The organism is Pseudorhizobium halotolerans (assembly GCF_902153235.2).
Taxonomy (GTDB): Bacteria; Pseudomonadota; Alphaproteobacteria; order Rhizobiales; family Rhizobiaceae; genus Neorhizobium; species Neorhizobium flavum.
Genome location: NZ_CABFWE030000005.1, coordinates 805,752 through 823,402 on the forward strand (window position 1 = coordinate 805,752; position 17,651 = coordinate 823,402).

15 protein-coding genes are annotated in these 17,651 nt (G+C 61.9%); 4 read left to right on the plus strand and 11 right to left on the minus strand.

Annotated features, from left to right (window positions below; translation table 11 throughout):
* Positions 1-4: 4 nt before the first annotated feature.
* The 5 genes from FN060_RS08850 to FN060_RS08870 all read right to left on the minus strand — a co-directional run bounded on the left by FN060_RS08850 (position 5) and on the right by FN060_RS08870 (position 6,752).
* Complete coding sequence (locus FN060_RS08850) at positions 5-2,443, minus strand: beta-mannosidase (protein ID WP_142587724.1); 2,439 nt, start codon at positions 2,441-2,443, stop codon at positions 5-7.
* 6 nt (positions 2,444-2,449) lie between these two features.
* Complete coding sequence (locus FN060_RS08855) at positions 2,450-3,538, minus strand: ABC transporter ATP-binding protein (protein ID WP_142587725.1); 1,089 nt, start codon at positions 3,536-3,538, stop codon at positions 2,450-2,452.
* 8 nt (positions 3,539-3,546) lie between these two features.
* The gene (locus tag FN060_RS08860; RefSeq protein WP_142587726.1) at positions 3,547-4,491 is read right to left on the minus strand and encodes a carbohydrate ABC transporter permease; all 945 of its coding nucleotides are present in this window, start codon (positions 4,489-4,491) and stop codon (positions 3,547-3,549) included.
* Entirely contained in the window at positions 4,484-5,386 is a 903-nt protein-coding gene (locus FN060_RS08865; RefSeq protein WP_052638555.1) for a carbohydrate ABC transporter permease, read from the minus strand. The genes FN060_RS08860 and FN060_RS08865 overlap by 8 nt, the downstream gene beginning before the upstream one ends.
* 130 nt (positions 5,387-5,516) lie before the next feature.
* A complete protein-coding gene (locus FN060_RS08870) occupies positions 5,517-6,752 on the minus strand; it encodes an ABC transporter substrate-binding protein (protein WP_142587727.1) in 1,236 nt (411 codons plus the stop codon).
* Between the two features lie 404 nt (positions 6,753-7,156).
* Between FN060_RS08870 and FN060_RS08875 the strand changes: the two genes are divergently transcribed.
* On the plus strand, positions 7,157-8,209 hold the full coding sequence (locus tag FN060_RS08875) for a LacI family transcriptional regulator (RefSeq protein ID WP_077546466.1): 1,053 nt from the start codon (positions 7,157-7,159) through the stop codon (positions 8,207-8,209).
* Between the two features lie 87 nt (positions 8,210-8,296).
* Here the strand turns inward: FN060_RS08875 and gndA are convergent, their stop codons facing one another.
* The 5 genes from gndA to ccoG form a co-directional block, all read right to left on the minus strand.
* Positions 8,297-9,724 carry an NADP-dependent phosphogluconate dehydrogenase gene (gndA, locus tag FN060_RS08880; RefSeq protein WP_077546467.1) on the minus strand — a complete coding sequence of 476 codons (1,428 nt, stop codon included), beginning with the start codon at positions 9,722-9,724 and terminating at the stop codon, positions 8,297-8,299.
* 94 nt (positions 9,725-9,818) lie between these two features.
* Entirely contained in the window at positions 9,819-9,974 is a 156-nt protein-coding gene (gene ccoS / locus FN060_RS08885; protein ID WP_065814526.1) for a cbb3-type cytochrome oxidase assembly protein CcoS, read from the minus strand.
* Positions 9,971-12,265: a cation-translocating P-type ATPase gene (locus FN060_RS08890; RefSeq protein WP_142587728.1), complete on the minus strand. Its 2,295-nt coding sequence runs from the start codon at positions 12,263-12,265 to the stop codon at positions 9,971-9,973. The genes ccoS and FN060_RS08890 overlap by 4 nt, the downstream gene beginning before the upstream one ends.
* On the minus strand, positions 12,262-12,756 hold the full coding sequence (locus FN060_RS08895; RefSeq protein WP_077546469.1) for a FixH family protein: 495 nt from the start codon (positions 12,754-12,756) through the stop codon (positions 12,262-12,264). The genes FN060_RS08890 and FN060_RS08895 overlap by 4 nt, the downstream gene beginning before the upstream one ends.
* A complete protein-coding gene (gene ccoG, locus FN060_RS08900) occupies positions 12,753-14,330 on the minus strand; it encodes a cytochrome c oxidase accessory protein CcoG (protein ID WP_142587729.1) in 1,578 nt (525 codons plus the stop codon). The genes FN060_RS08895 and ccoG overlap by 4 nt, the downstream gene beginning before the upstream one ends.
* A gap of 125 nt (positions 14,331-14,455) precedes the next feature.
* Here ccoG and FN060_RS08905 point away from each other — a divergent pair, with 125 nt between their 5' ends.
* From FN060_RS08905 to FN060_RS08915, 3 genes are all read left to right on the plus strand, one after another.
* Positions 14,456-14,860, plus strand: a complete 405-nt coding sequence (locus tag FN060_RS08905; protein ID WP_142587730.1) for an SRPBCC family protein — start codon at positions 14,456-14,458, stop codon at positions 14,858-14,860.
* Positions 14,861-14,937: 77 nt separating this feature from the next.
* Positions 14,938-16,356, plus strand: a complete 1,419-nt coding sequence (locus FN060_RS08910; protein WP_142587731.1) for an alanine/glycine:cation symporter family protein — start codon at positions 14,938-14,940, stop codon at positions 16,354-16,356.
* 26 nt (positions 16,357-16,382) lie between these two features.
* Positions 16,383-16,739: a VOC family protein gene (locus tag FN060_RS08915; RefSeq protein ID WP_142587732.1), complete on the plus strand. Its 357-nt coding sequence runs from the start codon at positions 16,383-16,385 to the stop codon at positions 16,737-16,739.
* A 48-nt stretch (positions 16,740-16,787) separates the two neighbouring features.
* Here FN060_RS08915 and ccoP read toward each other — a convergent pair whose 3' ends face one another.
* Positions 16,788-17,651: a cytochrome-c oxidase, cbb3-type subunit III gene (gene ccoP, locus FN060_RS08920; RefSeq protein ID WP_142587733.1), complete on the minus strand. Its 864-nt coding sequence runs from the start codon at positions 17,649-17,651 to the stop codon at positions 16,788-16,790.

Genomic DNA, 17,651 nt, shown 5'->3' on the forward strand with positions numbered 1-17,651 from the left:
TGGATCAATCTGCCGACTGGCAGGAATAGAGGTCATAGATGCGGAAGACCGGCGCGGCGGCACTCGGCTCCGATGGCGTGAAGGTGATGCGGCGGCTTTCGCCGGCGACAAGGTCGAAAGCGTTGTCGGAATAACGGCCGGGCGTGTCGCTCTCGACCATCACGAACAGCGCCAGACCGGAAGCCTGAACCAGGAGGTCGATCGCACCGTCTCCGGCCGGCGACATAGAGACCTCAAGCCCCGGCGGCGCAAGATCGAGCGCCTTGTAGGTGCCGTGAACATAGTGCCCCTCGCCGCCCATCCCGTTAGTTGCTGTAAAGCTCCAGAAAAGGATCGCATCCGGCGGAAGGTCTGATGTAGCCAAGGTGGCCGCCGTCACCGCCGCATCCGGCGAGCAGAGAGCTTCGACGCTTTTCAATGGCGTGCGGGTCCCGTCGAGCGAGACAGTCGAGAGACTGATGGCGACGGTCACGTCGTCCATCGTGTCGTTGACCAGCGAGATGCGGATATCCGACCCGTCCTCCGATGGAATGGCAGCAACGGCAACCGGCTGGAAGAAGCGCCGGGCGACATAATGGAGGACCTTCCAGCCGCCGCCATAGTCGAGGCTGGACCAGGAGGCGACCGGCCAGGTGTCGTTGAGCTGCCAGTAGAGCGTGCCCATGCAATGGGGCTTCAGAGACCGCCAGTAATCGACGGCGGTCCGGATCGCGAGTGCCTGCTGCACCTGGCTCAGATAAACGAAGTTTGCGAAGTCCTTCGGGAAGCGGAAATAGCGGAACATCGTTGCCGCGATCCGCTCGTTGCCGCCGGCATTCTTCTGATGGTGCTCCATCACCGGGGATGCGATGTTCATGTCTTTCGGCTCGGCATAGGTCTGGATGACCGGCAGCGAGGTATAGGACTGGAAGCCGAATTCCGAGCAGAAGCGCGGGCGTACCGAGCGGTAGTTGTCGAAGCTCTTGTTCTCGTGCCAGACGGACCAGTAGTGCATGTCGCCTGAACCATCGGCGTGCCAGGCGTCACCGTAATCGAGGTAGCCGGATGCCGGGCTCGACGGCCACCAGATCGCTTCCGGTGCCGCCTTCCGCAGCGCCTGCTCGATCGTCCGGTTGAGGCGATCGTAGGAGACGAGATAGCGGTCGCGGTTCTCGATCGACTCCTTGAACCAGGTCAGCGCACCAACAAGCTCGTTGTCGCCGCACCAGACGACGATCGACGGGTGCGAGATCAGGCGGCGAACCTGGTAGTCCACCTCCTTTGTCACATCCTCTAGGAAGTCCGGTGTCGAAGGGTAAAGGTTGCAGGCGAATTGGAAGTCCTGCCAGACCATCAGGCCCAGCCGATCGCAGAGGTCGTAGAACCAGTCGTGCTCGTAGAAGCCTCCGCCCCAGACCCGGAGCATGTTCATGTTGGCGTCTACCGCGGACTGCAGCAGGTCCTCCGTCTTCTGCGGACTCGAGAGGGAAAACAGCGCGTCGGCCGGGATCCAGTTGGCGCCTCGGCAGAAGATCTCGCGACCGTTGATGCGGAAGGCGAAACGGCTGCCGGCTTCGTCCGGGTCGGTCACCAGTTCGACAGTGCGCAGGCCGATCTGTCGCGTCACCTGATCCTCGGGGATCTCCACCGTCAGCCGGTAGAGGTTCTGCTCACCGGTCCCTGCCGGCCACCAGAGCCGGGGCTCGGAGATTGCGAAGACGTGGTGGATCGTGGTCTCACCGGCGGCAATGCCGCAATCCAGCCGAACGCGCTCGCCATCGAGATCGAAATGCACCGGCACGACGCACGGGTCCACAGCATAGAGCGTCAGCGCCACGTGCAGCTCAACCTTGCCATCGACGTGTCTCTGGCTGGTGACCACGTGCTCGATCCGCGCCGTTTCGAGCCGATTCAGCGAAATCTCGCCGTAGAGCCCGAGCGGTGCCAGCGCAATGTTCCAGTCCCAGCCGAAATGGCACTGCGGCTTGCGCAGCATGTTGCCGTTCGGGATGGGGCAGTTGCCGGTCGAATAAGGAATGTAGAAAGGCTGCCGCGCCTGACGCTCCGCCCCCGCCGCAACGCTGGAGTGAAAGTGGATGCGGATCGTGTTCTCGCCCGCCTGCAGCGCGGCGGAAACATCCGGCCGGTAGCGGCGAAAGCAGTTATCGGCAGAGAGTACCGGCACATCATTGATGAAGACGACCGCCACCGTGTCGAGATAGGTGATGTCGAGATACCAGTTGCCGTCCGGATCATCGATGACGAACTGCCGCTCGATCACCCATTCCCGCTCGGCAACCCACTGGACCTGATCCTCGTTGCGGCCGACATACGGATCGGGGATGATGCCCGCCTCTTTCAGCGCAGTGTGGACGTCGCCGGGGACCCGCATGGCTGACCGACGGTCACCCCCCGCCTCAGCGAGTTGCCAGGTCCCGGAGATGTCGAGGCGGGAGATGGACATCAGCGATCAGATCCGTTCTTCGGTCTCTGCGTCGAACAGCGAGGCGACCGACATGTCGAAGGACATCTGGAGCTTCGTTCCGGGGGCGAAGCGCTTGGCGCCGCCAGTGCGCACCGACATAGTATGCCCCGCATGCTTCAGCCACAGCAGGTTGTCCGCGCCCATCGGCTCCTCGATATCGACCACCGCGTCGTGCATCTCGGCACCTGCCTGATGGTTGTCTACATGGATGTGTTCTGGCCGGACACCTAGCACTACCTTCCGGCCAGGAGTAAGCGCCCCCTCGGCCTGGTATCCGACCAGAGAGAACGAGACGCCGTGGGTCTTGAAGACGGTGCGCCCGCCCTCTTCCACGAGTTCTCCGTGCAGGAAGTTCATGGACGGCGAGCCGATGAAGCCAGCAACGAAGAGGTTGACCGGACGGTTGTAGATGGTCACCGGATCGTCGAGCTGCTGGATCACGCCGCTCTTCATGATGGCGATCCGGTCGGCAAGCGTCAGGGCCTCGATCTGGTCATGGGTGACGTAGATCATCGTGTTCTTGAGAGAATGATGCAGGCGCTTGATCTCGACACGCAACTCCGAGCGCAACTTGGCGTCGAGGTTCGACAGCGGCTCGTCGAACAGGAAGACATCGACGTCACGCACCAGCGCCCGCCCGATCGCCACGCGCTGGCGCTGACCGCCGGAAAGCTCGGCCGGCTTGCGTTTGAGGAGCGGCTGGATCTGCAGGATGTCGGCGGCACGCGCGATCCGGCGCTGGATGTCCTCCTTGGGAACTTTGGCGACCCGCAGCCCGAAGGAAAGGTTCTTCTCAACCGTCATCTGCGGATAGAGCGCGTAGGACTGAAACACCATGCCGATGCCGCGGTCCTTGGGCTCCTCCCAGGTGACGTTGCGGCCCTTGATGAAGATCTGGCCGTCTGTCGGCTCCAGGAGGCCGGCGATGCAGTTGAGGAGCGTGGACTTGCCGCATCCCGAGGACCCGAGAAGAACGAGGAATTCGCCGTCCCGGATCTCGAGATTCATGTTCTGCAGCACCTTGACGGCACCAAAGGAGAGCGAGAGGTCGCGGATGGATACGCTGTTGTTCATGGAAGTACTTACCCCTTCACTGCACCTGCGGCGATGCCGCGGACAAAAAGCCGGCCCGACAGGAAGTAGACGATCAGCGGTACCGCCCCCGTCAGAAGCGTCGCGGCCATGTTGACGTTGTACTCCTTCACGCCCTGGACGGAGTTGACGATGTTGTTGAGCTGGACGGTCATCGGATAGACATCCGGCCGCGTGAACACGACGCCGAACAGGAAGTCGTTCCAAATACCGGTCACCTGCAGGATCATCGCGACGACGAAGATCGGCAGCGCCATTGGCAGCATGATGCGAAAATAGATCTGCCAGAAGCCCGCGCCGTCGATGCGCGCCGCCTTGAACAGCTCGACCGGCAGCGAGGCGAAGTAGTTGCGGAACAGCAGCGTCAGGATCGGCATGCCGAAGATCGTGTGGACGATGACCAGTCCGGTCAGCGTCCCGTATACGCCGAGTTCGCGCAGCGCGATGACGACCGGATAGATCATCACCTGGTAAGGGATGAAGGCACCGATGATCAGGATCGAGAAGAAAAGCTCGGAGCCCTTGAAGCGCCAGTTGGCAAGCGAATAGCCGCTCACGGAGGCGATTGCGATCGAAACCACGACGGATGGTATCAGGATCCGGACCGAATTCCAGAAACCGCGCGAGAGGCCATCGCAATTGAGCCCGGTACAGGCTTCCGCCCAAGCCTTCACCCACGGCTCAAAGGTGATCTCCATGGGCGGCGCGAAGATGTTGCCCATGCGCACTTCCGGCATGCCCTTGAGCGAGGTGACCACCATCACGTAGAGCGGCAGGAGGTAGTAGAGCGCCGCAACGAGGAGCGTGCCGTAGAGCATGATGTTGCGGGCCGAGAGCGCGCGCCGGGGTTTGCGCCCTCGGGGGCCGCTCGCGACTTGATCGGAGACGGCATCGAAACCTGCCGCCGTGGTGTTGAGGGTGGAGATGTTAGCCACGCTTCTTCCCTCCGAACTCGAGATAGGCCCACGGGATAATGATGATGGCGACCGTCAGCAGCATCATGGTGGATGCGGCGAAGCCCTGGCCGAGGTTCTGCGCCTGGAACATGTAATCGTAGACATATTTGGCGGGCACCTCGGAAGCGTTGCCGGGGCCGCCACTCGTCTGGGCCACGACAAGGTCGTAGACCTTGACGATGCCGCTTGCGATGATGACGAGGGTCGTGATGAAGACGGGCCGCATCATCGGGATGACGATGAAAAGATAGGTTCGCCACATCGGGATACCGTCAACGCGTGCGGCTTTCCAGATATCCTCGTCGATCCCGCGCAGGCCTGCGAGCATCAGGCACATGACGAGCCCCGTGCCCTGCCACAGGCCGGCAATCAGGATGCCGTAGATGACGATGTCCGGGTTGTAGAGGGGATCGAAGGTAAAACTCTCCCATCCGAGCGACCGGACGATGCCCTGGACGCCGAACTCCGGGTTGAGGATCCACTGCCAGACAAGGCCGGTAACGATGAAGGAGAGCGCGAATGGGTAGAGGAAGATCGTGCGGAACGTGTTCTCGAAGCGGATCTTCTGGTCCATCAACGCCGCCAGCAGGAAGCCGATGACCATGCTGAAGATCAGCGAAAGGATGCCGTAGATCGCAAGGTTCTGGATCGAGATGATCCAGCGCGACGACGCCCAAAGTCGCTCGAACTGGTCGAACCCGACAAAAGTCGCTCGCGGCAGGAGCTTGGAATTTGTGAAGGAATAGACGACGGTCCAGAGAGAGCCGCCGAGGAAAATCCCGAGCGCAATCAGGATCATCGGAATGGATGCAATCTTGGCAGTCAGATTGCGAAAGAGCTGGTTTGGGCGTTTGGCAGGCGCCAGACCTGTCATGTCTCGATCCTCCTCGAACGTGACGACGCATCCGTGACCGTCCCGGAAACAAAGCCCGAGCGGCCGTCCGCGACGCCGGTTCAACCGGCCGACGCTCCGAGGAACGCCGGCCGACCGCGGTCGCTTGGGATTAGTCGGCCGAGGAGATGATCTCCGCGAAGCGCTCCTGAGCCGCCTCGGGAGTCATCGAGGTGCTGGAGAAGAACTCCGTCATCAGGTCCTGCTTCTGGCTCTGCGAGTCAGGCGAGAGCAACTGGTCGGTGCTGGTAAGGGCATTGCCCTGCGCAACGATCTCCAGGCCCTTCTTCATGCAGTCGTTGGCCGTCGCCAGATCGACGTCGCCGCGGATCGGCAAGGACCCCTTCTTCAGGTTGAAAGCGACCTGGGTTTCCGGCGAGACGAGCACTTCGGCCAGGGCATCCTGCGCCTTGGATCCTTCCTCGTCCTTCAGAACAGGAAAGTAGAAAGCGTCGCCGCCCGTGGTGATGTACTGGCTGACGCCAAGGCCCGGAAGGCAGCTATAGTCCTTGCCCGCGACCTTACCGGCGATCTGGAACTCGCCCTGGGCCCAGTCACCCATGACCTGGCCGGCAGCCTTGCCGGTGATCACCATGTTGGTGGCCTGATTCCAGTCCTGCACGTTGGTGCCGATGGAAAGTTCGCGTGCCTGCGCCGCCGCTTCGAAGATCTTGGCGACCTCCGGGCCGGCCGCCGCTTCGGCGTCCTTTTCCACATAGACCTTCTCGTGCAATTCCTTGCCGCCGAGTGCCAGCAGCAGGGTGTCGAAGAGGCCATTTGCCTGCCAGGGCTGACCGCCCAGGGCCAATGGATGGATGCCGGCTTCCTTCAGTTTCGGCCCGGCTGCAACGAACTCGTTCCAATCCTTTGGAACCGCCACGCCAGCCTTCTCGAATGCCTCGTTATTCAGCCACAGCCACTGCCAGGAATGGATGTTGACCGGCACGCAATAGATCCGGCCGTCGATCGTGCAGCTGTCGAGCAGGCTCGCAGGCTTGATCACCTCTTTCCAGTTGCCCTTCTCTGCAACGTCGGTCAGGTCGCGCATCAGCCCGGCTTCGACAAGCTCCTGCGCCTGGCGTCCATGGTTGAACTGGGTAGCCCCCATGGGATCACCGCCGGTAATGCGGCTGATCATGATGGGACGGGCGGTGCTTCCGCCCCCGGCGATGGCACCGTCCACCCACTTGTTGCCGGTGGCGTCGAATGCCTTGGCGAATTCGGCGACGGCAGCTGCCTCGCCACCCGAAGTCCACCAGTGGGTTACTTCAAGGTCTGCGGCCTGGGCAACACCAAGCGGCAGCACGACGGTTGCCGCAAGCGCGGCTGCAAAAGCACGAATATTCATGAGTCTCCTCCCTCACTGAAACGATGCAGTAAAAAGTTAAGCGAAAGCTGCAGCACGCGCAACTAGTTACTGGAGAAAAATTCCGCTGGGGAGCATTTCTCGAGCTGCTCCTGATATTGAGCGCACTGCACAACGCATATGACGGTTCCATTATATTGTTGATATCAATACGTTATCTCGGATATCTTCGAACCACGCATTTCGCGCCCGCACAACATCCATTTCCCACTGAATTGATCGGAGAAACGCTCCGAGGCGAGTTAGCCGTGAAATTTTCCGCTCGACAAGCGGCCTGTATCGTTTCAGATTTCAGCCATGGAGACCCGACGGATGGAGGAGGCATTCGTTTCCAGCCATGACAAAGGCATCTATAGTCCTGGCTGGATTCGGATGACGGCAGGGTGATGGACGACAGCAGTACGAAGAGAGCGGCGAAATCTCCGCTAGCGGCCGGCGAGCGGCCGACACTGAAGACGATTGCCTACATGACGGGTCTCGGGATCACGACCGTGTCGCGAGCCTTGAAGGATGCGCCGGATATTGGGACTGAGACCAAGGAGCGAGTTCGTCTGGTCGCCAACCAGCTAGGCTACCAACCCAATCGAGCCGGCGTCCGCCTGCGGACCGGCAAGACGAATGTCATCGCGCTCGTGCTCAGTATTGAAGAAGAACTGATGGGCTTCACCAGCCAGATGGTCTTCGGTATCTCCGAAGTGCTGGCCGGCACGCAGTATCATCTGGTGTTGACGCCTCATACCCACCAGAAGGACCCGATGGTGCCGGTCCGCTACATCCTCGACACGGGATCGGCAGATGGCGTGATCATCTCCAGAATCGCTCCTGACGACCCGAGGGTCCGGCTTATGACCGAGCGCAACATGCCATTCGCGACCCACGGCCGGACGGACATGGGCATCGTCCACCCCTACCATGACTTCGACAACGAGGCCTTCGTCTACGAGGCGGTGGCAAAGCTGGCGTCAAAGGGTCGCAAGCGCATCGCGCTGCTGCCGCCCCCGGCCACCCTCTCTTTCTATCTGCACAGCCGCACCGGCTTCGAACGCGGGCTCGCTGACTTCGACCTGACGGAAGTCTCTATGGGACGAATCTCGACCGAAACAATACTCGGCGACATTCGCACCTATACCGAAACGCTGATGCGATCCGCCAACGCGCCGGACGGCATCATCTCCATCAGCGGCAGCTCGACCATTGCACTGGTCGCCGGGATCGAGGCCGCCGGCAAGAAGCTTGGCAAGGATGTCGACCTGGTTTCCAAGCAGTCAGCGGAGTTCCTCAACTGGATCCGCCCGGAAATCTACACGGTGAACGAGGACGTCCGGCACTCCGGCCGCGAGCTCGCAAAGGCGGTGATCGCCCGGATCGACGGCGTGGCGCCGGAACTGCTTCAGAGCATCAGCAAGCCGACCTGGTCGTCTATGGGCCCGAAGGAGTGAGTTCCCCCTCGTAAGCAAGATCGTCAGGTTCAGAGGTCAGATGCAAAACCCGCCGCAAGGGCGGGTTTTTCCACTGCGAACCTAGGCTCAACCCTGGCTGAGGCCACTGCCCCAAGGGCCGTGCGGGCGATCAAGCCCGTCGACCCGCTCAAATCCGTGCGCGCCGAAGAAATCGCGTTGCGCCTGGATCAGGTTTGCGGTTCCGCGGCCGCGGCGATAGGCATCGAAATAGGCGAGCGCCGAAGACAGCGCCGGCACCGGCAGGCCGGAGAGCACTGCATAGGCGACGACGCGGCGGAGGGCTCCGTCCGTCTCCTTCACCATATCGGCGAATGCGGGCGTGACGATCAGGTTGACGTCAGGATCCTTGGTGAAGGCGGAGGTGATTTCATCGAGGAACTGTGAGCGGATGATGCAGCCGGCGCGCCAGATACGCGCAATCGTCGGCATCGGCAGGTTCCATTTGAACTCGGCGGAGGCTGCGGACATGACCGCGAAACCCTGCGCATACGCGCCGATCTTGGCGGCAAGCAATGCATTCTCCAGGTCCGCAAGGAATGCATCCCGGTCCCTCGGCGCCTCGGAAAGCGACGGAAGGCCGAGAATGGTCTCCGCCCTCTCGCGCTCGCTCTTTTGCGAAGATAGGATACGTCCCGCGACGGCGGCCTCTATGGCGGTCGCAGCAACCCCCATGTTCTGTGCCTCGATCACCGACCACTTGCCGGTGCCCTTCTGGCCGGCACGGTCGACGATCATGTCGACCATGGGTTTTCCGGAAAGCGGATCGGCAGCCTTCAGCACCTTCTCGGTAATCTCGATCAGGTAGGAGTTCAGCCTGCCAGTGTTCCAGCGGCCGAAGACCTCTCCTATTTCCTGGGCGCTCATGCCCAGGCCATCACGCAGGATCCCATAGATCTCGGCGATCATCTGCATGTCCGCATATTCGATGCCGTTGTGAATGGTCTTGACGAAATGTCCCGCGCCGTTCTCGCCGAGCCAGGCCACGCAGGGGTCGTTGTTGAACTTGGCGGAGATGGAGGTCAGAACTTTCTCGACGCGCTTCCAGCTCTCCTCCGTACCACCGACCATGATGGAGGGACCGTGGCGCGCACCTTCCTCACCGCCCGAAACCCCCATGCCGATGAAGGTCAGGTCGCTGTCCTTGAGGCCGTCGAAGCGGCGCATCGTATCGCGGAAATTGGCATTGCCGGCGTCGATCATGATGTCACCGGCGGAGAGGTATGGCGTCAAGGCCGCCATCTGCTGGTCGACGGGCTCGCCCGCCTTGATCATGATGATGATCGGTCGCGGCGGCCGGATCGCGGCAACGAACTCCTCCAGGGTCTCACAAGGGACAATCTGGCCCTGCAGGTCGCCCGCTTCCGCAAAGAACTTTCGTGTGGCTTCCGGGCTGCGATTGAAGACCGCGATCCGGTTGCCCTTCTCGGCGATGTTGAGTGCGAGGTTCGAGCCCATGACGCCGAGCCCGATAAGGCCGATTTCTGCCTGTTCCACGAATGTGCCTCCATTAGCGATTGCGGGCTGTTTTGGCACCACAGATGGCAAACGGCAAGGCTGAAACGATTAGATAGGGCGTGTTATCCGCTTGTCAGACAGCAGGACGATCGTCGTCATCATCGATGGCGCGCCAAGCCGCACCGTCGAGGTCGTCATACTGGCCGCTCTTCAGCGACCAGAGAAAGGCGACAAGCCCCAGCCCGCCGAGAAGGAGGGCGATCGGGATGAGATAGACCAGCATGTTCATGCCAGACGCGCCTCCCCAGGCATGGGAGTTGATGCAGCCGACATGGTCAGCTTCCGCTCCGCCCCAACCAGCCTGTTCAGCCGAAGTGCGTTCACCACGACGATGATGGACGAAGTCGACATGGCGACGGCGGCAATCAGGGGCGTCGCATAGCCCGCAAGCGCAATCGGCACCGCGATGATGTTGTAGCCGATGGCGAGCGCAAAGTTCTGCCGGATCAGCCGCCCCGCCCGCCGGGACACTTCAATGGCGAGCGGCACCGCGTTGAGGCTCTCGTGCATGAAGACGAAGTCGGCGGCCTGTCGTCCGACATCGGCTGCCGTCGCAGGCGCGATGGAGACATGCGCAGCCGCCAGCGCCGGCGCATCGTTGATTCCGTCGCCGACCATGAGCACCTTCGACCCGCCACGGTCCAGTTCGGCCACCGCATCCACCTTGTCGCGCGGCGAAAGCTCCGCCCTCCACAGGGAGATGCCGAGGCGACGCGCGAGCGCCTTGACGACCGGCGCGCGGTCGCCGGAGAGGATGCCGGTCGAGAAGCCACTTGCAGTGAGTGCCGCGACGGCGGAAGCACCGTCCGGCCGGACGGCATCTTCAAAGAGGAAACTCTGGAGTTCCTTGCCGTCAAGCGACAGGACGACTTCCGACAGTTCATCCGGATGAGCGTTGCCACCACAGGCGAAGCGGCGGTTTCCGAGGCGATAGACACCCTCGTCCGTGACCGCCTCCAGTCCCTGCCCCGGCAGTTCCGTGACTTCGGCGAACCGTTCACCGCCGCCGGGGGCGCCTTGGTAGAGCGCCTGCGACAGCGGGTGACGGGAGTGAGCGGCAAGACCAGCGGCGAGAGCGAGGTAACCCCGCTTGACCTCCACACCATTGACGAGACGCGGGCGACCGAGCGTCAATGTCCCGGTCTTGTCGAACAGGACCGTGTCCACCTCGGCGAGACGTTCCATCGCCGATCCGTCCTTTACCATGACGCCGTTCCTGAAGAGCCGGCCTGCGGCCACAACCTGGACCACAGGCACGGCAAGGCCGAGGGCGCAGGGGCAGGTGATGATCAGGACGGCGATTGAGATCAGCATGGCCTGCTTCCAGTCGCCTCCGAATACCCCCCAGGCGATGAAGGCGCCCAGGGCAAGAAGGTGAACCGCCGGAGAATAGAGCTGAGCCGCCCGGTCGGCGATTCGCCGATAGCGCGCCCTGCCCCCTTCGGCGGCCTCCATCAGCGATATGACCTCGGCCAGGAAGGAATCCTTCGCTGCGGCCGTCGCGCGGATGACCAGCGAGCCAGTCAGGTTGAGGATCCCCCCCTGGACCGCGTCCCCTGGCCCGGCAACCGTGGGTGCGCTTTCGCCATTGACGATGGAAAGATCGAGATCGCTTCTGCCGCTCTCGACGACCCCGTCGACCGGTATCCGTTCGCCGGCCGCGATCATCAGCCGGTCTCCCGGCCGGATGTCCTCGATTGGACGGTATTCCCGCGCGCCATCCTCCGCGAGCACCATCGCACCACGCGGCGACAGCCGCGCAAGGCCGCTGATCGCGGCGCGCGCCCTGTCGCGCATGACATGATCGAGCGTGCGGCCGATGAGCAGGAAGAACAGCAGTGAGACGGTGGCATCAAACCAGGCATGCTGTCCGTGATGCATCGTCTCCCAGAGCGAGACAGCGTAGGAAAGCGTGATGGCAAGCGCGATCGGCACATCCATGTTGGTGCGTCCGTGCCGGACCGCATTCCACGCGGACTGGTAGAAGAACCGGCCGGCATAGACGAGCGCCGGGGCCGCGATCATGGCCGAAATCCAATGGAACAGGTCGCGCGTGGAAGCTTCCGCTCCCGACCATACCGAGACGGAAAGCAGCATGATGTTTGCCGCCGCGAAGCCCGACACGGCAACCGCCCGTATCAGTTCGCGCTGCAGCCGATCGCCGGCATCTTCGACACTTGAGAACAGATGGGCGTCATAGCCCGTTGCACCGCGAATTGTCTGCACCAGTTCCAGCGGGTCAGTGCGGACACCGGAAACTTCTTCCTTCCAGACGATGGAGACCCGCTTGGTCGAAAGGTTCACCCGCGCCCGCTCCACGTCGGGGCGGGCCTGCAGCGCCTTTTCGATTGCCGTGATGCAGGTGCCGCAATGGACGCCGGGCACGCTCAGATCGGTCTGGCGCAGCCCCGGCTGGATCTGCCGGCTCGACAGGAGCAATTCTTCCGTCGAAGGCAGGGCATGGCTCAGCCGCTCAAGTTCCACGGCTCCCTCGGTACCGGGAGCACAACAGGTGGTCATTTCGCTTCTCCGGCGACAGAGATCCGCTGCGTGTCATGAAGAATGCGCTTGCCGTCGCGAAGCGCCTCCGCCTCGACGATCCAGGTTCCGCCGGCGACAGCATGGCGGGCAACGAAGACGCCCTCCCCCTCACGCCGGAGCGCAAGCTCGAAATCCTGGTCTTCGCCAACCGGACGCTTGAACCGCAAAGTGACGTCATCCGCTTCAACGGCACCATCCTGGGCGTGAGATATCCGATAGCTGACTTCAGTATCTTCTATCGTCAGCGCACCGACCACGCCCGTAGCCGCCAACGCCTTCGCCTCGGCAACCTTCCCGTTGAATTCCTGGCTGGCGATGTAGGTGTTCTTCACCACTAGACCGCTCCAGGTATGGGTCGCCTGCCACGCCATGTAGAAGTTCACCGATATTATTGTCCCGAAGAAAAGGCACATGACAGCAAGCATGTGCCAGCCCGTGAAGACGAAACCCTTGCGGTCTGTCGAACTCATTTCCCGCCCTCCGGAGCATAGAAGGTTGCGTCGTAGTGGTCACGTTCATGGCTCGAACGATCTTCGGCAATGAAGCTGAAGCCGTCGCTGCCATCCGGCAGGGCATTGGCCGGCACTGTCACGAAGACCTTCAGCGCCGTCGCCTTGTCCGGTTCGACCGAGACGGCAAACTGACGGTTGTCGTCACTCGTCAGACCGTTGATCTTCATCGTCGCCTCCGGCATCCCTTCAAGCGACAACAGGATGGTGCGCGGTTCGGGGATCATGTTCAAGAGGCGAATGGTATATCCGTTCCGGATCGAGCCATCCGATTCCAGCACGTATTGCGGATTGCGGTCGTGGATGACGTTGACCTCCAGCCGGTCACGGCTGAGGAGCGCAACGAGCAGCCCGATGCCAACCGCCGTCCAGACGCCCATGTAGAGCAACGTGCGAGGCCGGAAAATGATGCGCCAGTTGAAGTGGCGCACCTTGTCGATGAAGCTGCCGTCCGCGTTGCGCACACGATCGGGATTGATCGGCGTCGTGCCATTGTCAGTGGCAAGTGCCATGTTCGCATCATATTCGTTCAGGGTCGCGTAGGCGATCAGCCCGCGCGGCTTGCCGATCTTGTCCATGACGCTATCGCAGGCATCGATGCAGAGGGCGCAGGTGATGCAGGCCAGTTGCTGCCCGTCGCGGATGTCGATGCCCATCGGACAGACGGCGACGCAAGCGTTGCAGTCGACGCAGTCGCCGACCGGCTGGCCGGCGGCAGCGGCCTTCTTGGCGTGCTTGGTCCGAGGTTCTCCGCGCCAGTCGTTGTAGGTCACGACCAGCGAATTGTCGTCCAGCATGGCCGCCTGGATGCGCGGCCACGGGCACATGTAGATGCAGACCTGTTCCCGCATCAGCCCGCCGAAGACGTAGGTCGTAGCGGTCAGGATGCCGACGGTCGAATAGGCGATGAAAGCCGCGTTGCCGGTCACGAAGTCGTAGGCCAGCGTTGGCGCATCGGCGAAATAGAAGATCCAGGCGCCGCCGGTCGCGACCGCAATGGCGATCCAGATTGCATGCTTGAAGACGCGCTTGCGGATCTTCTCGAAGGTCCAGGGCGCGGCATCCAGTTTCATGCGGGCATTGCGGTCGCCCTCTACCCAGCGCTCGACAACCAGAAAGAGATCAACCCACACGGTCTGGGGGCAGGTATAGCCGCACCACGCGCGACCGACCGCGGACGTGACGAGAAACAGACCGAAACCGGCCATGACGAGGAGCCCGGCCACGAAAAAGAACTCCTGCGGCCAGATCTCGATGAAGAAGAAATAGAAGCGCCGGTTGGCGAGGTCCACGAGCACCGCCTGGTCCGGAGCATAGGGACCGCGATCCCAGCGGATCCAGGGCGTCAGGTAGTAGATGCCGAGCGTGATGAGCATCACCAGCCACTTGAAGCGACGGAAACGTCCTTCCGCCCGCTTCGGAAAGATCTTCTTTCTCGCCTCGTAAAGCGATTGAGGGGCGTTGCCAGCGTCAGCGTTTGTTGCCTGATGGCCGTCACCGGTCGCGTCGACGTTCTTTGCGGTGTAGAGATTCATGGCACATTTCCACCTTTGTGCCTGCCTTTTCCCATCTGGGCCGGCAAGTATCCTTGATATAAATCAAGTAGCGACGCAGAGACGTCGCGCTCATTGTCGCAGGCCAAAGATCGGAGGAGCAGAGCTTGGCATCGTATCAGGTCGAGATCATCCACACGACAATCAACAGGAACTGGCACGAGGTGTACGACTTCGCCAGCCAGCCCCGGAACATGGCAAGATGGGCTGCCGGTCTTGCCGCCGGGCTGAAGCAGGATCGCGATGAATGGATTGGGGACGGCGGACCTCTTGGCGACATCCGCATACGGTTCGTCCCGCCGAACGCGCTCGGCGTCATCGACCACGACGTCACCCTGCCGGGCGGACAGGTCGTGCACAACGCGCTGCGCGTCGTGCCGAATGGCGACGGTGCCGTCGTCATGTTCACCCTGATCCGCCAGCCGGATATGGACGATGTTGCGTTCCAGGCGGACGCCGACGCCATACGGCGGGATCTCGCAGCATTGAAATCTCTTCTGGAAGAGCTTTGAGCGCGAGAGGCGGTGGCTTTCCTATTTGCCGTCCCGCCCTACCATAGGCTTCATCTACTGCCTCTCGGGAGAGCTCAATGACCGCGCTGATCGACCTGCTGAACCTGATCCTCTGGGAATATGTCCTGGTCTATGGGCTGCTGGCGGTCGGGCTCTACTTCACGATCCGGCTTCGGTTGATCCAGTTCCTGCACTTCGGCGAAATGTTCCGGGTGCTGAAGAGCGGCTCGAGTGAAGACGCCGCCGGCATCAGTCCCTTCCAGGCTCTTACCGTCAGCCTTGCGTCACGGGTCGGCACGGGCAACATCGCGGGTGTCGCCGTTGCCCTTTATCTTGGCGGGCCCGGCGCAATTTTCTGGATGTGGATGGTGGCGCTGGTCGGCATGGCGACCGCCTATTCCGAGAGTGCGCTGGCGCAGCTCTACAAGGTCAAGAACGCTGAAGGCATGTATCGTGGCGGGCCGGCCTTCTATATCGCACGAGGACTGCGTGCTCCCTGGGCCGGAGGGATATTCTCCGTCTGCCTGATCCTCTCCTTCGGCCTCGTGTTCAACGCAGTTCAGGCGAACTCGATTGCCGACGCAATGGAAGGCGCCTTCGGCGTCCCAAAGCTCGCGGTGGGTATCGTCGTTGCCATCCTTGCGGGTGTCGTGATCTTCGGCGGTATCCGCCAGATCGCGCGTGTCGCAGAGTACGTCGTGCCATTCATGGCTGGTGCCTACCTGCTCACGGCAATCTATATCCTCACCACCAACTGGTCGGAGGTCCCCGGCGTCCTCAGCACCATTTTCGCCAGCGCTTTCGGATGGCAGGAGGCTGCGGGAGGCACCACCGCCGGCATCATGGCAGCAATGCTGAACGGCGTGAAACGCGGCCTGTTCTCCAATGAGGCAGGCATGGGATCGGCGCCGAACATTGCGGCCGTCGCCACGCCCGTGCCGCATCATCCCTCCTCCCAGGGGTTCGTACAGGCGCTCGGCGTCTTCATCGACACCATTCTCGTCTGCACCGCGACTGCAGTGATGATCCTGCTCTCCAGCGCACTCGTTCCCGAAAGCGGCGTCACCGGTACCCAGCTGACGCAGGCCGCACTGGAGGAGCATCTTGGGACCTTCGGCGCCTACTTCGTCGCGATCGCCATCTTCTTCTTCGCGTTCACGTCGATCATCGGCAATTATTCCTATGCGGAGAACGCGATGACCTTCCTCGGTGCCGGCACCGGCCTGGCGATCACGACCCTGCGGAGCGCCGTCCTCGTGATGGTTGTCTGGGGTGCCTACGAGACCGTGACCACGGTCTTCAACGCCGCTGACGCCTCCATGGGCCTGATGGCCACCATCAACCTGATCGCCATCGTGCTCCTGTCGGGTACCGTCGCCAAGCTGACGAAGGACTATTTTGCTCAAAGGAAGGCTGGTGAATCGCCAGTCTTCCATGCGGCCGACTATCCGGAACTCGCAGGCAAGATCGACAAGACGATCTGGACCCGCGACTGACAGCGAAACCATTCAGGAGAGACCCAATGGCTGCAGAAGGTGCCGACCGGAAGATCGATTACATTGAGTTCAACGTACGGGATATCGAGCGCACAAAGCACTTCTACGGCGCAGTCTTTGCCTGGACGTTCACGGATTATGGACCGGACTATTGCGAATTTGGCGACGGCCGGCTGACCGGCGGCTTTGCGAAAACTCATACGGTCACGCCGAAAGGCGGACCGCTGGTGATACTGTATTGTTCGGACCTGGAGGCGGCGCTGTCGCGGGTGGAGAAGGCGGGAGGCCAGGTCTCCCGCCCGATCTTCGACTTTCCTGGCGGCCGGCGCTTCCATTTCATCGACCCCGAGGGATACGAGCTGGGAGTCTGGTCGAACGCATGAAAAAAGGCCGCGCCACGGCGCGACCTTCAAGTTCAAATGGGGAGAGATCTACTCTCCGCCGCCCAGCGAATGGACGTAGACTGCCAGTTGCTTGACTGTCTCGTTGCTCAGGCGCGCGTTCCAAGCCGGCATGACGCCATGACGCGGAGCCTGAATCTGCTGCGCAATCTCAGCCTCACCCTGGACCTTTAGCCAGATCGCGTCGGCCAGATTGGGAGCGCCGAGGTCGCGCACGCCTTCGGCATTTTCGCCATGGCAGGAGGCGCAATTGTCGGCATAGAGCTGCTGGCCAGGCTCCACCATCGAAGGGTCGCGCGGCGTGCCGCTGAGGCTGACGACATAGGCCGCCACCTGCCGGACCTCCTCGGGCTGGAGGATATCGATGAATGCCGGCATTTCCGATACTCGCGTATCCGCGTCGACCGGATCGCGAACCCCATGTGCGATGGTCTGGTAGATCGCGTTGATGTCGCCGCCCCACAGCCACTCGTCGTCATTGAGGTTTGGATAGCCCTGCCCGCCTGCAGCACCCGTGCCATGGCATTGGACGCAGTTGACCCGGAAGGCCGAGGCGCCGCCGGCCGTGGCGAACTGTGCGAGCTGCGGATCGGCGAGGATCTCCTCGAGCGAGACCTTCGATATCTTCTCGATGACTTCGCCCTGGGTAATCTTTGCCCCTTCCAGGTCACCCGCCAGTTCGGCGCGGCTGGAATAACCCAGCACGCCCTTGGTCGCTTCGTTGACCAGCGGCCAGGCCGGATAAAGGATCGTGTAGCCAAGGGCCCAGACAATGGTGGCGTAGAACGTCCAGACCCACCATCGGGGCATCGGGTTGTTCAACTCGCGAATGCCGTCCCACTCGTGTCCGGTGGTTTCGACGCCGCTGATTTCGTCAATATGCTTGTCCGCCAT

What these genes read in the sequence shown, in the direction of transcription:
- ccoG (WP_142587729.1), bottom strand. Translation starts at nt 14,330, where the DNA reads ATGAATCTCTACACCGCAAAGAACGTCGACGCGACCGGTGACGGCCAT.
- ccoP (WP_142587733.1), bottom strand. Translation starts at nt 17,651, where the DNA reads ATGGCGGACAAGCATATTGACGAAATCAGCGGCGTCGAAACCACCGGA.
- FN060_RS08865 (WP_052638555.1), bottom strand. Translation starts at nt 5,386, where the DNA reads ATGACAGGTCTGGCGCCTGCCAAACGCCCAAACCAGCTCTTTCGCAAT.
- FN060_RS08890 (WP_142587728.1), bottom strand. Translation starts at nt 12,265, where the DNA reads ATGACCACCTGTTGTGCTCCCGGTACCGAGGGAGCCGTGGAACTTGAG.
- FN060_RS08910 (WP_142587731.1), top strand. Translation starts at nt 14,938, where the DNA reads ATGACCGCGCTGATCGACCTGCTGAACCTGATCCTCTGGGAATATGTC.
- FN060_RS08870 (WP_142587727.1), bottom strand. Translation starts at nt 6,752, where the DNA reads ATGAATATTCGTGCTTTTGCAGCCGCGCTTGCGGCAACCGTCGTGCTG.
- FN060_RS08915 (WP_142587732.1), top strand. Translation starts at nt 16,383, where the DNA reads ATGGCTGCAGAAGGTGCCGACCGGAAGATCGATTACATTGAGTTCAAC.
- FN060_RS08875 (WP_077546466.1), top strand. Translation starts at nt 7,157, where the DNA reads ATGGACGACAGCAGTACGAAGAGAGCGGCGAAATCTCCGCTAGCGGCC.
- FN060_RS08855 (WP_142587725.1), bottom strand. Translation starts at nt 3,538, where the DNA reads ATGAACAACAGCGTATCCATCCGCGACCTCTCGCTCTCCTTTGGTGCC.
- FN060_RS08895 (WP_077546469.1), bottom strand. Translation starts at nt 12,756, where the DNA reads ATGAGTTCGACAGACCGCAAGGGTTTCGTCTTCACGGGCTGGCACATG.
- FN060_RS08850 (WP_142587724.1), bottom strand. Translation starts at nt 2,443, where the DNA reads ATGTCCATCTCCCGCCTCGACATCTCCGGGACCTGGCAACTCGCTGAG.
- ccoS (WP_065814526.1), bottom strand. Translation starts at nt 9,974, where the DNA reads ATGAACATGCTGGTCTATCTCATCCCGATCGCCCTCCTTCTCGGCGGG.